Below are 14,483 nucleotides of genomic sequence, written 5' to 3' on the forward strand. Positions count from 1 at the left end.
GTTCTCTATACGCAAATAAGGGTGTTTAATCGCACACCCTATAGTACTGATATATTTTACGACCTCTCAGGGAACATCCGGGGCTGTGGGACGGTTCGGCGACCTTCGAAAAACGTCACGGATAATTCAGGTATCGTGGGGGTGTGTGCCACCTCGTCGTCGGCCGGCGCGTGACGCGGTCGTCAGTACGACTTCGCGAAGTAGGCGGTTTCTTCGGCGGCGTCCCCACAAATCGCACACTCCTCGCCGCTGGGTTCGGCGTCGCGGTCCATCGGAACCATCACGATCTCGGCGGCGATGGCCTCCTTGATCGGGTCCTCACAGTCCTCGTCGCCACACCACGGCGCTTTGACGTACCCGCCGTGCTGACCGATGGTACCCAGGATCTCCTCGCGGCTGTCGGCCTCGCGGACGTTCTCCTCCAGGGTCTCCTCGGCCGACGCCTTGAGCTTCGCGAAGACGGTGTCGAGGTGGTCGTCGACCGTCGCGGCCAGGTTCTCGCGGCCGACCGTCTCCTCTTCACCGTCGGGGCGATGGACGATGGTGACTTCGCCGTCCTCGACCTCGTGGGGGCCGATCTCGATGCGGAGCGGGACGCCTTTCAGCTCCCACTCGTTGAACTTGAAGCCGGGGTTGCGCTCCTCGCGGTCGTCGAGTTTCACGCGCACCTCGTCGTCGAGTTCCGTCCGCAACTCCTCCGCGTAGCCCAGCACTTCCTCCTTGGTGTCCTCCTGCCAGATGGGGACGATGACGACCTGATCGGGCGCGAGCGCGGGCGGCAGGACGAGTCCCTGGTCGTCCGAGTGGGTCATGATGAGCGCGCCGAGCGCGCGCCAGGACAGCCCCCACGAGGTCGTGTGAGCGGTCCGTTCTTCCTCGTCCTCGTCGATGTAGGTCACGTCGTAGGCCTCGGCGAAGGACTGCCCGAGGTAGTGAGAGGTCGCGCCCTGGACGGACTTGCCGTCGGGCATGAGCGCCTCGACCGTCGTCGTCGTGTGTGCCCCGGGGAACTTGTCGTGGGGCGGCTTCCGCCCGCGCAGGACCGGAATCCCCAGCACGTCCTCGTAGAGACGCTCGTACTGGTCCAGCCGGGTCATCGTCTCCTCGAAGGCCTCGTCCTCGGTCGCGTGGGCGGTGTGGCCCTCCTGCCAGAGGAACTCCTTGGTGCGGAAGAACGGCTTGGTCTCGGTGGCCTCCCACCGGACGACCGAGCACCACTGGTTCACGCGGTGGGGAAGGTCGCGGTGGCTCCGGGTCCACTGCGCGAGGAAGGGCGTGATGATCGACTCGCTCGTCGGCCGGACCGCCAGTCGCTCCTCCAGCTCGTCGTACCCGCCGTGGGTCACCCACGCCACCTCGGGGTCGAACCCCTCGACGATGTCTTTCTCCTTCTCCAGATAGGATTCGGGGATGAACATCGGGAAGTAGGCGTTGGTGACGCCGGTGTCTTTGAACCACGCGTCGAGGTGGTTCTGCAGTCGCTCCCAGATCGCGTAGCCCCGCGGTCGGGTGACGATGAACCCGCCCATCGGCGCGTAGTCGGCCAGTTTCGCCTTCTGGACGACTTCCGCGTACCACTCGCCGGGACTGTGTTCCTTCGACTCGGTGATGCCGAGTTCCTGCTCGCCACTCATTACCGGAAGCGTATCCGAGCGCCGTAATAAAAGGCTCGTGTGGCGACGGTCACGGTGTGCCCGTCCCGTTGCGACGCGAGGGCCGACCGACCGTCCACTACGCTAATGTATCTGGGTGTGAATGGCCCTGGTACGGGACCGACAAGTCCGGAGCCTACTCATGCACGACGACAGCAGCACGAGACTCGATACAGTCTTTGCGCTCCTCTCGGACGCCGACCGCCGTCGGCTCCTCTACTACCTGCGGGAACACGGAACGGCGACGCGGACGGAACTGGCGGACGTGCTGACCGGCTGGCGCGCGACGGACCGGCCGGACGGGACCGCGTCCGACGAGGACCGCCACCAGCTCGAGTGCGAACTCCACCACCGGCACCTTCCTGCACTCCAGGACGGGGGACTGGTCTCGGCGTCGCTCGACAGCGACATCGTCGAGACGACGGACTGGCCGCCGTGGGTCGACCGCTGTCTCGACCTGGCGTTCGCGGTGGAGACGACGACCGACGCCGAGGCCGACCGGCAGGCCGGCCGCTCCTCGGGGGAGCGAAACTGAGTCCATGTCGGCCACATCCCTCCGCGACCAGTTCGACGACGTGGCCGCGCGGCGGCGCACGCTCACGGTCTACGCCGACGAGCCGCGCCCGGAGATCGCGTCCCACTTCGAGGGGTGGAACGTCGAGGTACGCTTCGACCGGCTCCCGGTCGGTTCGGCCGAGGGGTTCGTCACGGTCCGGCAGGGCACGGAGTTCCTCGGAAGCATCGACCTCCGCGTGTTCGACCCGCTCCTCGAACCGCCCGCATCGCAACGGGCAATGGGTGCGACCGACGAATCCTCGCTCGACTCCGTCCTCGGCCTGCTCGACGACACGACCTTCCGGGCGTTCGACCGCCGACAACTGCTCGCGGTGAGCCGGGAAATCGAGGACCGCGCCTGGCGCGTCGGCACCGGTCGACTCCACGCGGGGTTCCAGCGAGCGGCGGCGTTCGACGCACAGCGGGACGTGTACACTACCCTCGCGGACAGCGACCTCGACGTCCACGTCTACGTCGATGGCGGGTGGACCGCCGACCCCGCCGACGGCGTGACGACCCACGCCGAACCCGGCGACGAACTCGGACAGTTCTGGTTCGTGGCGTTCGCCGCCGGCGGCGACCAGGACTGTGCCCTCGTCGCCGAAGAACGGGAAGACGGCTACGACGGGTTCTGGACGTACGACCGCGACCGCGTCGCTGAGATCGACGACCACCTCCGTGCGTCGTACTGGTGACGGACGCTGTCTCGGGTCCGCGGCGAGTCACGCACGACTCGGTATAAAATCCGGGGCATACCCGGCAGTAGAACGAGGGTCGCCCGGGTGGGATGTGGACGTGTCCCGATGACGGGGGGTCATCGGGGTGGAACACTCGGACCCGTGGTTTGGTTGCCGCCGGCACGTCGATTCGCTCGGGTGGGGTGGATCACGACCGGCTAGGGTCTCTGGGGTGGTCGAAACGCGCCATGGTTTTCGCTTTTCGACGCCGTCAGCCACGCACACGACGCCGGTCGACCAGGACGACGCTCGCCGCGACCACGACGGCGACCACCGACGGCCAGACGTCGGCACTGAGATAGAGGTTCCCGGCCGGGAGTTGTGCCCACGTGACCGGGTAGAGATACGGGGGCGAGAGCCCCCCGGCTCGGATCACGAAGTAATCCATTCCCACGTGTGTACAAAGGCCACCGACGAGCGCGGCGAGGGTCGCCCGGCGTTCCCCTGGCGGGACGAGCAGCCCCCCGACCAGCGCGAACGCCAGCCCGGCCCCGATGGTCTGCAGGGCGAGCCAGCCCACCTCGACGCCAGCGACCGTCGTTCGGACGCCGCCAAGCAGGAGGTAGACTTTCGCAGCGTCGGGGATCGCCGCGCCGAGCATCGCCAGCGGGACGTGTCGCCGGTGGAGCCAGCCGAGTCGCCAGGAGACCACCGTCGCCAGCACGTAGGCCGTCAGGACGTGTGTCAACAGGTCGGTCATCGTCGCGGTCCTCCGGTATCGTCGCTGTGCCCGCCGTCGCTCCCTCCATCGTCGCGCGCTCGCGGGACCAGATACATCGAGCCGAGCGCGGGCCGCCAGTGTCGGAGCGTCGCGCCGACGGCGAGACACAGGCCGACCGCCGAGACGGCGAGCATGTACTGGCGGTTCCGGCGGTCGGTGACGACGAGCCGTTCGGCGGCGATTCGCGGACCGGGCCGCGCGGTGCCGTAGACCTGGACGCCGTCGCCGGCATCGAGCGACGGCGGGAGGCTGTCGGCGGTGACGACCCACCCCTCGTCGGTGACGAACGCGCCGTCGCGACGCTCGGCGACTGTGACCCACGTATCGACAGCCTCGCCGTGGTACGCGGGGAAGTTCTCGGACAGCTCCCGGTCCGTCGGGTAGGCGTAGCGCGCGTCCATCCCCGCCGCGTAGTCGACGAGTCCCCACCCGACGAACGCGAGCAGGCAGGCGATCAGGAGGCCGCGGACGACCGGCCGCTCACGCATATCTCGGCGCTCGACTCGCGGGGCCGAAACCCTTCCGGAGTCCGGCCGGTGGAGCGCGGTCGTCGGTCCGCCGGGGTCACTCGCCGTCCCACGAACTGGCGAAGGGGCTCTCGGTCGCGGTCCAGTCCCAGCCCGGCAGTCGAGTCTGGAAGCCGGCCGCGAGCGCGGCGTCGAGGTCGTCGGCACCGGCCGCGTCGCCGGGGTCACCGTGGGTCGTCACGTCCGCGAAGTGGAAGGTGGCCTCGCCGAGGAGCCGGCGGGGCTGGGTGCCAGCGATCGTGCCGGCCAACTCTCGGCCGAGCAGTTCGTCGACGACGAACCCCGGGTAGTCACCGGGCACGTCGAGGTCACGGAGGAGGGCCACGAGCGTGGCGACGTTGACCGCGCGGTCGCCGTCGGCGAACACCTCGTCGACGGCCGCGTGGTACTGGTCGGTATCGACCGGGTCGACTGCGGTGTCGAAGTGGTCGCCGAGTCGGTCGCGGGTGTCGTTGACCAGCGGGACGACGACCGACGCTCGCTCGCGGACCCACTCGTGTTCGGCGGCGACGACGGCGGGCGTGATCTCCATACCGCCCCATCGTGGCGAAATACCTACTGTTTTGCGAAGGCTTTTATAATCGAGAGGCAAAATCCGGAATACAGACCGGTTTTCCGGACCGCCATCCACGAATCAGGGGGCCGGACCGCCATCCGTACCGATACGGACAGACACACTATGATATCCACAGGAGAGAGCCTGCGTCCCGGCGTTCGGGGGTCGGGGCGGTTCCTCCCGCCCGTCGGCCAGCGGTGCGCCGTCCGGACGTGGGCTCGGTCTTTCACTGTCGAGCTATGAGCAAGGTAGAACAGCAACTCGAGGACCTACAGGCGGAGATCAGAGGCGAAGTCCCGAACGACATCTCCATCTCGGACGTGCAGTACGAGGGGCCGGAACTCGTCGTCTACACCCGGAACCCCAAACGGTTCGCACAGAACGGCGACCTGATCCGGAAACTGGCGAGCCAGTTGCGCAAACGGATCACGGTCCGGCCGGACCCGGACGTACTCTCCCGGCCCGACGACGCACGTGACGAGATCAACGCCGTCGTGCCCGAGGAGGCCGGCGTTACGGATCTCGACTTCCACCCCGACACCGGCGAGGTCGTCATCGAAGCCGAGAAACCGGGTATGGTGATCGGGCGCCACGGCTCCACGCTCCGGGAGATCACCCAGAAAGTCGGCTGGACGCCCGAGGTGGTCCGGACGCCGCCCATCGAGTCCGCGACGGTCTCGAACGTGCGGAACTTCCTCAAGCAGGAACGCGAGGAGCGCCGGGACATCCTCGAACGCATCGGCCGACAGATTCACCGCGAGGAGATGTCCGACGAAGAGTGGGTCCGCATCACCACGCTCGGCTGTTGCCGCGAGGTCGGCCGTGCCGCGTTCATCCTCTCGACGCCCGAGACGCGCATCCTGATCGACTGTGGCGATAAACCCGGTGCCGAGGACGAGGTACCGTACCTCCAGGTCCCCGAGGCGCTGGGGGCGGGCGCTGCCACTCTCGACGCGGTCGTGTTGACCCACGCCCACCTCGACCACTCCGCGCTGATCCCGCTCCTGTTCAAGTACGGCTACGACGGCCCCATCTACACCACCGAGCCGACGCGGGACCTGATGGGCCTGCTGACCCTGGACTACCTCGACGTGGCCGCCAAGGAGGGGCGGACGCCGCCCTACGACTCGGAGATGGTCCGCGAGGCGATCAAACACACCATCCCCCTGGAGTACGGTGACGTGACCGATATCGCTCCGGACATCAAGCTCACGCTCCACAACGCGGGGCACATCCTCGGGTCGGCCATCTCACACTTCCACATCGGTGACGGCCTGTACAACGTCGCGTTCTCGGGGGACATCCACTACAAGGACACGCGCCTGTTCGACGGCGCGGTCAACGAGTTCCCCCGCGTCGAGACGCTCGTCCTCGAATCGACCTACGGCGGGCGCAACGACTACCAGACCGACCAGGAGGACTCCGAGCGCCGCCTCAAGGAGATCATCAACGACACCTACGACCGGGGCGGGAAAGTCCTCATCCCCGCCTTCGCAGTCGGGCGCTCTCAGGAGATCATGCTCGTGCTGGAGGAGGCCATGCGCGAAGGGGACATCCCATCGATGCCGATCCACCTCGACGGGATGATCTGGGAGGCGACGGCGATCCACTCCACATATCCGGAGTACCTCCGCGACGACCTCCGGGACCGTATATTCCACGAGGACGAGAATCCTTTCCTCGCCGACGAGTTCAACCACATCGACGGCGGCGAGGACGAACGCCAGGAAGTCGCCGACGGCGAGCCGTGCATCGTCCTCTCGACCTCGGGGATGGTCGAGGGTGGCCCCATCATGTCCTGGCTCGAACACCTCGGCGACGACCCCGACACGACGATGACCTTCGTCGGCTACCAGGCACAGGGGACGCTCGGACGCCGTATCCAGAACGGCTGGGACGAGATCCCGGTCGGCGGCGGCGGGCGCGGTCGCGGCGAGACGCTCAACCTGGAAGCCGACGTCCAGACCGTCGACGGTTTCTCCGGCCACGCCGACCGGCAGGGGCTGGAGAACTTCGTGAAGACGATGAACCCACGGCCCGAGAAGGTGCTCTGTGTCCACGGCGACGAGAAGTCCACGCAGGACCTCTCCTCGTCGCTGTACCACGAGTACAACATGCGGACGTTCGCGCCCAAGAACCTCGAAACCTTCCGGTTCCTGTGAGCCGGAAATCATAGGCCCCTCGACGCGGTAGCCCGAACGGATGTCGTGGTTCGTCCTCTTCGTCGCCGGGTTGTTCGAGATCGCGTGGGCCATCGGACTGGCCTACTCCGACGGCCTCTCCGACCCGCTCCCGACGGCCGGAACGGCCGTCGCGCTGGTCATCAGTATGGTGTTGCTCGCGCGTGCCGTCGAGACGATCCCCATCGGGACGGCCTACGCCGTCTGGACGGGTATCGGTGCCGTCGGGACGGCGATACTCGGCATCGTCCTCTTCGAGGAACCCGCGTCGCTCGACCGCCTCGCGTTCATCGCGCTCGTCGTCGTCGGTATCGTCGGGCTCCACCACGTCTCGGGCGCCTGAAAGCCACCCTTTTCGCGCCCGGGGTCGATGCCAGTGGCATGGAGTACGTCACGCTCGGCCGGACCGGCACGAAGGTCTCGCGGCTCTGTCTGGGGACGTGGCGCTTCGGTCGCGAGACCGGCGGCGTTGCCGAGCGAAGCTCGGCAGCCTGTCAGACGCCGTCTGACAACGTCGTCGAGACGGACGAGGAGCAGGCCCACGACCTGCTCGACGCGGCGTGGGACCGCGGTATCAATTTCATCGACATCACCAGAACGCGAAGCGTTCTGGTTAGCTGCCAGACGTAGTCTGGCAACACCGCGAACGTCTACGGCACGCCCAACGGGACGAGCGAGGAGTACATCGGCGACTGGCTCGCCCACCACGACCGTTCGGACTTCGTCATCGCCTCGAAGGTGTACTTCCCGTTCGACGGCTGGGGCGAACCGGGGTCAAACGATTCCGGACTCGGTCGCAAGCACGTCCGCGAGCAGATCGAGGGGACGCTCGAACGCCTCGGCACCGACTACCTCGATCTCTATTACATCCACCGCTGGGACGAGGCCACGCCCGTCGAGGAGACGCTGGCGACGCTGCACGACCTCGTCCGCGAGGGCAAAGTCAACTACATCGGCGCGTCGACGATAGCCGCCTGGCAACTGACCAAGGCGCTCTGGAAGGCCGACGCGAACGGCTGGCAGGCCTTCGACGTGACCCAGCCGCTCTTCCACGCCGGCTACCACGACGACGTGCGCGACTACCTCGACGTCTGCGCCGACCAGGACCTCGCGGTCCGTCCGTACTCGCCGCTCGCGGGCGGCTTCCTCACCGGGAAGTACGAGCGCGTCGAGGGCGACCCCTACACCGTCGAGGCGCCGGACGGTTCCCGTGCCGCGCTCTCGGACCGCTTCGACGACTTCTACGTCTCCGCACGCGGGTGGGAGGTCCTCGACGAAATCCGCGCCGTCGCCGACGAACTCGACGCCACCAACGCGCAGGTCGCGCTCCGCTGGCTCGTGGAACACGACGAGTTCACCTGCGTGCCCATCGTCGGCGCCCGCACCGTCGACCAGCTCGACGAGAACGTCGGCGCCGTCGACCTCTCGCTCTCCGACGACCAGTTCGACCGCATCCTCGACGCACGCTACGACGAAGACGGCACTCGGTGGGGCCACGGCGAATAGTTCCTACGTGTAAATCAAATGGATTCGTCGCTCTCGATGATTTCCTGTGCCCGTTCGACCAGCCGCGGGACCGCCTCGTCGAGCGCCGCGAACGAGGGATGGTCGGAGACGTTGTGGCAGTGACGGCGGTAGTAGGCTTCACAGACGGCCGCGAGTTCGAAGCACGCGAACGCCCGGAAGAATCGGTCGTGGTCGTACGTCCGGCCGGTCGCCTCCTCGTAGCGGTCGCGGAGGTCGGCCCGACTCGGGTACCCGTCGCGAGTCGTGAACCCCGGCGCGAGGTCGTACGGGAGACCGGCGCGTTCGTCCTCGGTCTCGAACCACGTGACGAGCAGGCGCGCGAGGTCGAGCCGCGGGTCACCGACGCCCGCGCGTTCCCAGTCGAGGACGCCGACCAGGTCCGGGGGCGCTGCCCGCGTGAAGACGACGTTCGCGAGCGTGAAATCGCCGTGAACGAGCGTCGGTTCGGCCGGGTCGGGGACGTTCGCGGCGAGCCACTCGGCCACGTCCCCGGCACCGGGGACGGGGCGGTCGGTCGCCGCCCGGTAGCGGGCGAACCGGTCGCGCCAGGTCGCCACTCGCTCGGCCAGCGGCGGGTGCGAGAGTGCCGACTCGTCCCCGTCGACATCGAGCGCGTCGAGGTCCTGTCCGTGAATTGCGGCGAGCGTGTCGACCATCTCGGCCCCGACACGGTGGCGATGATCGCTCGCGGCGTAGCTGACGGGCTCGCCGTGGCGGAGCACGTCGCCGTCGAGGCGTTCGACGACTGTGAAGGGCGCGCCCGCCACCGAGGCGTCCCCGCAGGCGAGAACGGGACGAGGCGTCGGTAGGTCGGTACCGTCGAGGGCAACGAGTGCGCGATACTCACGGAGCGGGTCGTGTGCGTCCGCGGGTGCCCCGTCGAGCGGGGGGCGACGCAGGACGAACTGCCGGTGGTCCCAGACCAGAAACAGCGTCTCGTTCCCGAGGCCGGCCGCGTGGGGACTGAGCGCCCAGTCGCTGGCCCGTCCCAGTCGGTCGGCGACGTAACGGTAGACGCCCTGCGTGTCCAGATAGCGACTGGCACCGCCCGCGCCGGGGTTCGGTTTCGCGCCCGTCGTGTCCCCGTCGCCGTCAGTCATCGGCCACCTCTGGTGCCTCGGCGGGGTCGACGACCTCGCCCGTGGCGGGATAGACGCCGACCTGGTCACAGAGGTCGCCGAGCGGACAGGCCTCGGGGTCGTCGAGACAGTCCGGCGTCCGGGCCGAGCAGGTGTCCCGGCCGAACTGGATCATCGCGGTGTGGCCGAACCCGCACTTCTCGCCGGGCACGTCGCGTTCGAGCGCCTCGCGGACGCCCTCGTGGTCGGCGTCGGCCGGCGCGAGCCCCATCCGCCGGGCGATGCGGTGGACGTGCGTGTCGACGGGGAAGACGCCGGACCGGCCGCCGGCAAAGAGGAGTACGCAGTCGGCGGTCTTGGGGCCGACGCCCTTCATGTCGAGCAACGCCGCCCGGACCTCGTCGGGGTCGCCCTCGCGGACGAACTCGTCGAAGGCCGTTTCGCCGCCGTACTCCTCGCGAATCCGGCCGGCCAGCCGGATCAGCGTCTCGGACTTCTGGTTGTAGAGGCCGGCCGAACTGATGGTCTCGGCGAGTTCGGCCTGGTCGGCGTCGGCCAGCGCGTCGACGAGGTCCGCGTCGCCGTCGTAGCGCTCCACGAGCGCGTCGTGGGCGGGCTGGCTGGCCGTGTCGCTCGTGTTCTGACTGAGGACGGTGCGGACGAGACACTCGAAAGCGTCCCGGCCGCCGTAGGACTTCTGCCAGTACTGTTCGCCCAACCGATCCACGACCGCCTCCGCGCGGGTATCGGCCGTCCCCGGCTCGAACCGCTCGGCGTAGCCACCGCCCGAGTCCCCGCCGCTGATGTTTCGTGCCGGCTCCGGGTCCTCCGTCATCGGCCATCGATACGGGCCGGACGACAAAACGACCTGCGACTCGACGGTGTCGCTCCCCGGGCTACGCCACGCTGAGCGTGAGCGTCAGGTCGGCGCCGCCCGCGAGCGCGTCGACGAGGTCGCGGTCGAGGTCCCCGGCGGCAGCGTCGGCATCCACGAGGACCGTTCGGTCGTCGACGTAGTCGCTCGTGCGGCCCACGATGCTCCGCTCGTTCTCGAAGGAGAGGTCCGGGTGACCACGTCCCTCGATACGGACGGTGTAGCCGCCGGCCTCGACCGCCGCGGTGATCGTCGCGTCGTGGGACTGGCAGGCCGCGACGAACTCGGGGTCGAAGTCCGCAGGGACGCGGTCGGCCTCGACCCCGAGGATGCAGTCGCCCGCCGGCGTCAGGTAATCGTCGCTCGTCACCTCGAACGTGCTCGCGTGCTCTGCGGACACGTTCTCGTGCCCGCGTGCGTGAACGACTTCTTCCATGCCCGCCGGTTCCCGCCCGTCGCACTTCAGCGAGTCGTTCCACGCCGCTGCCCTCGTCGCGGCTCTCGCCGCTTCGCTCACTCGGCGACCGTGACGGTCACCGCGCCACACCCGCAGGCGTAGGCCCGCCGCTCGCCGCCGCCGTCCCGGTAGACGACCGCCGGCTCGGTGTCCGTGAGGTCGCGATCACAGCCCCGACAGGTGCAGGTCAGCTCCTCGAACATACACGAATGGAGGAACGGAGGGTGTATGAAAGCGAGCCGTCCGCGCGGTGAAAGTGAAAGTGCGGGGCCGCGATTGCCGGCGCGGCGCACCGGTCCGCCTGCGGTGCCTTCGCGGCCGTCGGTAGCGCCATCGGATATGAAAGTACTTGCCGACGGTCGCCGACGGATTCGGTATGGTACTGCACACGCTGGGGAAACTGGTCAAACTCGGACTGATGGCGGTCGGACTGGCGGCGCTCGTCTTCGTGTTCGTCTCGTACGGCTGGAACGGGGAGCTGCCGACGGTCGAGCTGGAGTAGGGACCGTCCCGTGACCGCGTGTCGGTCGGCGTGGGTCCCGTAACGGATATGGCCCCGGCGGACGCGCGGACTGGTATGCTGGGCGAGTGGAGTGGCGCGTCGGTCGAGTCGGACGGCGAGCGACCGGACCCGGACGTGTGGACGCCGCTGGACGGGCTCGGCCGGCCGCCGGCCTTCTCGGGCGCCGACGCCGTCGCCTACCGGACGGGGTTCGACGATCCACGGTCGCCCGAGGACGAGCGGGCCGTCCTCGAACTGCGCGGCCTCTACGCCCACGCCCGCGTCTGGCTGAACGGCGACCTGCTCGGGGAGCACGACGCCTACTTCCGCCCGTTCCGAACCACCTTCGAGCCCGCCGAGACGAACGAACTCGTCGTCGAGTGCCGCGCCCCGGCGGATCGCTTCGGCGGCATCCACGACACCGATGCCGTCCCCGAGGCCGATGCGACCCCCGGAATCTGGTGGGGGGCCGATCTCGAAACGCTCCCGGGGACGGCCATCGTCGACTTCGACGCGACGCCACACCTCGTGGACGACGAGGCGAAAATCGACGTCCGGGCCGTCGTCGAGACCGACGAGCCACTCGACGACAGAATCACGTTCTCCCTGCGCCCGGAGGGGGAGTTCCAGAGCCGCGGGATGATGGACCGCGCGGCGGTCGAGGCCGACGCCGGCGAGCGGGCCGTCGTCGAGCACACGATCGACGTGCGCGACCCGTCGCTGTGGTGGCCGGCGGCACTCGGCCCCCAGCACCGCTACACGGTCCGGGCGAAGTTGGGCGACCACACCCGTCAGATAACGACCGGCCTCCGCTCGATCACCCGGGACGACGACGGGCTGCTGGTCAACGGCGAGCGCCTGCGCGCACGCGGGTTCGTCCTCGACTCGGCGACGACGGCGGACGTGGACCGCGCGCTCGAGGCCAACGCGAACCTCGTGCGGATGCACGCCCACGCACCCCCACAGGCGGTGTACGAGGCCTGCAGCGAGGCGGGCCTGCTCGTCTGGCAGGACCTCCCGCTGACCGGCCCCGGAACGTTCGACGCCGACCGGGGGGCCGACCTCGCGGACACCCTCGTCGCGACCTACGGGCACCACCCCTGTCTCGCGGCGGCCGGCGTCGTCTCGGACCCGGTCGACCCCTTCCCGGACACGCTGGGATCGGGGACGTTCGACCGACTGCGGCTCCGGTGGCGTGCCTGGCGGACCGGCTACGACCACGGCCCCGCGGAGACGGTAGCGGACGCGTTCCCCGCCGACCTCCCCGTGTTCCCGGTCGCGGGGCCGCTCGGTTGCACGCCGGACGCGGCTCACCTCTACCCGGGGTGGGACTACGGCGACGCGGCCGACATCGAGTGGCTCTGTGACCGGTACGACCTCGACGACGTGGTCGGCGCGTTCGGCGCGGCCGCGCTGGGGGCGGCCGATCCCGAGGAACTCGCGGGGTTCGACCGCGAGAAACACGACGACAGGGTCCCCGACGCCGACGACCCCGCCGCGTCGCAGCGGTATCAGGCCCGGGTAACGAAACGCGTCGCCGAGGCACTCCGCCGGCGGCAGGCGACGGTCCTCGCCGTCGACTCCCTCCGGGACACCGGGGACGCGGGGACGGGCGTGCTCGAACGCGACGGGAGCGAGAAGACGGCGTACGAGGCCGTCGCTGCCGCCTTCGAACCGGTACAGGCGACGCTGACCGACCCGACGGCTGGTGCGTCGACGCCAGTGATGGTCGTCAACGACACGGGCGAGCGCGTCTCGGGAGCCGTCACGGTCGAGACCAGGGACGACGCGCTCACCGACGAGTCGCTCGACGTGACGGTCGACCCCCACGAGACGGCGACGGCCGGTGACGTGTCGGTCCCGGCCGACGCCGCGTCGGTGACCCTCTCGTTCACGACCGACGACCGGGCTGTGACCAACCGCTACTATATGTAGTCCCGCCGCCGGGCGTCCAGGCCCGTGACACGGAGTTACATGACCCCTGCTCCCGTTTGGTAGGGGATTCCACGGTGTCTGACGACCGGAATATTTAAACTATCGCCGACAGAACTAGCAGGTACCAGAACGTCTCCGGCGTTCCGGCAGTATCGTGCGACGCCCACAGAATGACAGGGAACCTTGCTTATCAGGCGTTGGCCTCCCTCGTAGAGCGTTCGCTGCCGTTCGCCGGTGCGGTAATGGCATAGACACTAACCATGGCAGAGTCAATTGACGAATCCAAAAACACCGAAGTGACAGACGACGACATCGAAAACAAATCCAAGGGCGAACTCATCAAGCTCGCCGGGCAGCTCCGAGATCGACGGAACGATCTCAACCAGCTCGCCTCGGAGCGCGCTTCCGAACGCGACGACCTCAACGCGAAGACTCGCGAGAAGGTCGACGAGGCCCAGGAACATCGCGAGAAACGCGACGAACTCAACTCCCAGGTCCAGGAGCACAAGGAGAAGCGCAACGAGCTCAACGCCGAGGCGAACGAGCTGTTCGACCAGGTCGAGGAGATGAAAGACGACCTCGAACTGAACGAGGGCAAATCCATCGAGAAGCTCGAGGAGGAGATCGAAGACCTGGAGTTCAAACAGCAGACGGAGGTCCTCAATCCCGAGGAGGAGCGGGAACTCATCGAGAAGATCGAGGACAAGCGCGAGCAGCTCCAGGAGAAAAAGGAGAAACTCGACCAGACCGGTGACGTCGACGAGCTCAAGGAGGAAGCCGAGGAGATCCGCTCGGAAGCCTCCAAGCACCACCAGAAGGTGACGGAGCTCGCCGACGAGGCCCAGAAACACCACAACCAGATGATCGAGGCCTACCGCGAGGCGGACGAGATCCGCGACGAGGCCGACGAGAAACACGAGGAGTTCGTGGAGGCACAGGAGGCGGCCGACCAGCACCACGAGGACTTCGTGCGCGTCCAGAAGCGCCTGCGCGAACTGGACAAGAAAGAGGAGGAGGAAAAGCAGAGCCAGCGCGAGGAAGAGCAGGAGGCCGCCCGCGAGGAAGCCGAGGAGATCTACCAGAAGTTCAAGGAAGGCGAGACCCTCGACACCGAGGACCTGATGAAGCTCCAGAAGACGGGCCTGCTCTGATCCGCTACCGCTCCGGCTCTTCGGCCGGCG

Annotated in this window: 15 protein-coding genes and 1 pseudogene; 8 read left to right on the forward strand and 8 right to left on the reverse strand. The window is 68.1% G+C overall.

Features of this window, described 5'->3' with window-relative positions; all coding sequences use genetic code 11:
- Positions 1-182: 182 nt before the first annotated feature.
- Positions 183-1,634 carry a proline--tRNA ligase gene (proS, locus tag MUG96_RS05695; RefSeq protein ID WP_246987314.1) on the reverse strand — a complete coding sequence of 484 codons (1,452 nt, stop codon included), beginning with the start codon at positions 1,632-1,634 and terminating at the stop codon, positions 183-185.
- Between the two features lie 160 nt (positions 1,635-1,794).
- On the opposite strand from proS, the gene MUG96_RS05700 reads away from it, so the two are divergent.
- Entirely contained in the window at positions 1,795-2,187 is a 393-nt protein-coding gene (locus MUG96_RS05700; RefSeq protein WP_246987316.1) for a DUF7344 domain-containing protein, read from the forward strand.
- Positions 2,188-2,191: 4 nt separating this feature from the next.
- Positions 2,192-2,902, forward strand: coding sequence for a DICT sensory domain-containing protein (locus MUG96_RS05705; protein WP_246987317.1), 711 nt, complete (start codon positions 2,192-2,194; stop codon positions 2,900-2,902).
- Positions 2,903-3,155: 253 nt separating this feature from the next.
- Here MUG96_RS05705 and MUG96_RS05710 read toward each other — a convergent pair whose 3' ends face one another.
- The 3 genes from MUG96_RS05710 to MUG96_RS05720 all read right to left on the reverse strand — a co-directional run bounded on the left by MUG96_RS05710 (position 3,156) and on the right by MUG96_RS05720 (position 4,724).
- Complete coding sequence (locus MUG96_RS05710) at positions 3,156-3,644, reverse strand: metal-dependent hydrolase (RefSeq protein ID WP_246987319.1); 489 nt, start codon at positions 3,642-3,644, stop codon at positions 3,156-3,158.
- A complete protein-coding gene (locus MUG96_RS05715) occupies positions 3,641-4,153 on the reverse strand; it encodes an OB-like fold-containing membrane protein (RefSeq protein ID WP_246987322.1) in 513 nt (170 codons plus the stop codon). The genes MUG96_RS05710 and MUG96_RS05715 overlap by 4 nt, the downstream gene beginning before the upstream one ends.
- Before the next feature lie 76 nt (positions 4,154-4,229).
- Positions 4,230-4,724 (reverse strand): DUF7984 family protein, encoded by a 495-nt coding sequence (locus MUG96_RS05720; RefSeq protein ID WP_246987324.1) that lies wholly within the window; start codon positions 4,722-4,724, stop codon positions 4,230-4,232.
- Positions 4,725-4,987: 263 nt separating this feature from the next.
- On the opposite strand from MUG96_RS05720, the gene MUG96_RS05725 reads away from it, so the two are divergent.
- The 3 genes and pseudogenes from MUG96_RS05725 to MUG96_RS05735 all read left to right on the forward strand — a co-directional run bounded on the left by MUG96_RS05725 (position 4,988) and on the right by MUG96_RS05735 (position 8,434).
- The gene (locus MUG96_RS05725; RefSeq protein WP_246987326.1) at positions 4,988-6,910 is read left to right on the forward strand and encodes a beta-CASP ribonuclease aCPSF1; all 1,923 of its coding nucleotides are present in this window, start codon (positions 4,988-4,990) and stop codon (positions 6,908-6,910) included.
- A 40-nt stretch (positions 6,911-6,950) separates the two neighbouring features.
- The gene (gene sugE / locus MUG96_RS05730) at positions 6,951-7,271 is read left to right on the forward strand and encodes a quaternary ammonium compound efflux SMR transporter SugE (protein ID WP_246987328.1); all 321 of its coding nucleotides are present in this window, start codon (positions 6,951-6,953) and stop codon (positions 7,269-7,271) included.
- A gap of 38 nt (positions 7,272-7,309) precedes the next feature.
- A pseudogene (locus MUG96_RS05735) lies at positions 7,310-8,434 on the forward strand (aldo/keto reductase).
- A gap of 14 nt (positions 8,435-8,448) precedes the next feature.
- Here the strand turns inward: MUG96_RS05735 and MUG96_RS05740 are convergent.
- From MUG96_RS05740 to MUG96_RS05755, 4 genes are all read right to left on the reverse strand, one after another.
- On the reverse strand, positions 8,449-9,555 hold the full coding sequence (locus MUG96_RS05740; RefSeq protein ID WP_246987330.1) for a phosphotransferase family protein: 1,107 nt from the start codon (positions 9,553-9,555) through the stop codon (positions 8,449-8,451).
- The gene (locus MUG96_RS05745) at positions 9,548-10,369 is read right to left on the reverse strand and encodes an endonuclease III domain-containing protein (RefSeq protein WP_246987332.1); all 822 of its coding nucleotides are present in this window, start codon (positions 10,367-10,369) and stop codon (positions 9,548-9,550) included. Before MUG96_RS05745 ends, MUG96_RS05740 begins: the two co-directional genes overlap by 8 nt.
- 61 nt (positions 10,370-10,430) lie before the next feature.
- The gene (locus MUG96_RS05750) at positions 10,431-10,844 is read right to left on the reverse strand and encodes a DUF371 domain-containing protein (protein WP_246987334.1); all 414 of its coding nucleotides are present in this window, start codon (positions 10,842-10,844) and stop codon (positions 10,431-10,433) included.
- Positions 10,845-10,921: 77 nt separating this feature from the next.
- Positions 10,922-11,068 (reverse strand): hypothetical protein, encoded by a 147-nt coding sequence (locus tag MUG96_RS05755; RefSeq protein ID WP_246987336.1) that lies wholly within the window; start codon positions 11,066-11,068, stop codon positions 10,922-10,924.
- A 173-nt stretch (positions 11,069-11,241) separates the two neighbouring features.
- Here MUG96_RS05755 and MUG96_RS24120 point away from each other — a divergent pair, with 173 nt between their 5' ends.
- The 3 genes from MUG96_RS24120 (at position 11,242) to MUG96_RS05765 (ending at position 14,453) form a co-directional block, all read left to right on the forward strand.
- Positions 11,242-11,367 (forward strand): hypothetical protein, encoded by a 126-nt coding sequence (locus MUG96_RS24120; RefSeq protein WP_256465433.1) that lies wholly within the window; start codon positions 11,242-11,244, stop codon positions 11,365-11,367.
- A gap of 75 nt (positions 11,368-11,442) precedes the next feature.
- Complete coding sequence (locus MUG96_RS05760) at positions 11,443-13,302, forward strand: glycoside hydrolase family 2 protein (protein ID WP_246987338.1); 1,860 nt, start codon at positions 11,443-11,445, stop codon at positions 13,300-13,302.
- Between the two features lie 260 nt (positions 13,303-13,562).
- Positions 13,563-14,453, forward strand: coding sequence for a coiled-coil protein (locus MUG96_RS05765; protein ID WP_246987340.1), 891 nt, complete (start codon positions 13,563-13,565; stop codon positions 14,451-14,453).
- Positions 14,454-14,483: the final 30 nt, after the last annotated feature.

Source organism: Halorientalis marina (genome assembly GCF_023028345.1).
GTDB classification, from domain to species: domain Archaea; phylum Halobacteriota; class Halobacteria; order Halobacteriales; family Haloarculaceae; genus Halorientalis; species Halorientalis marina.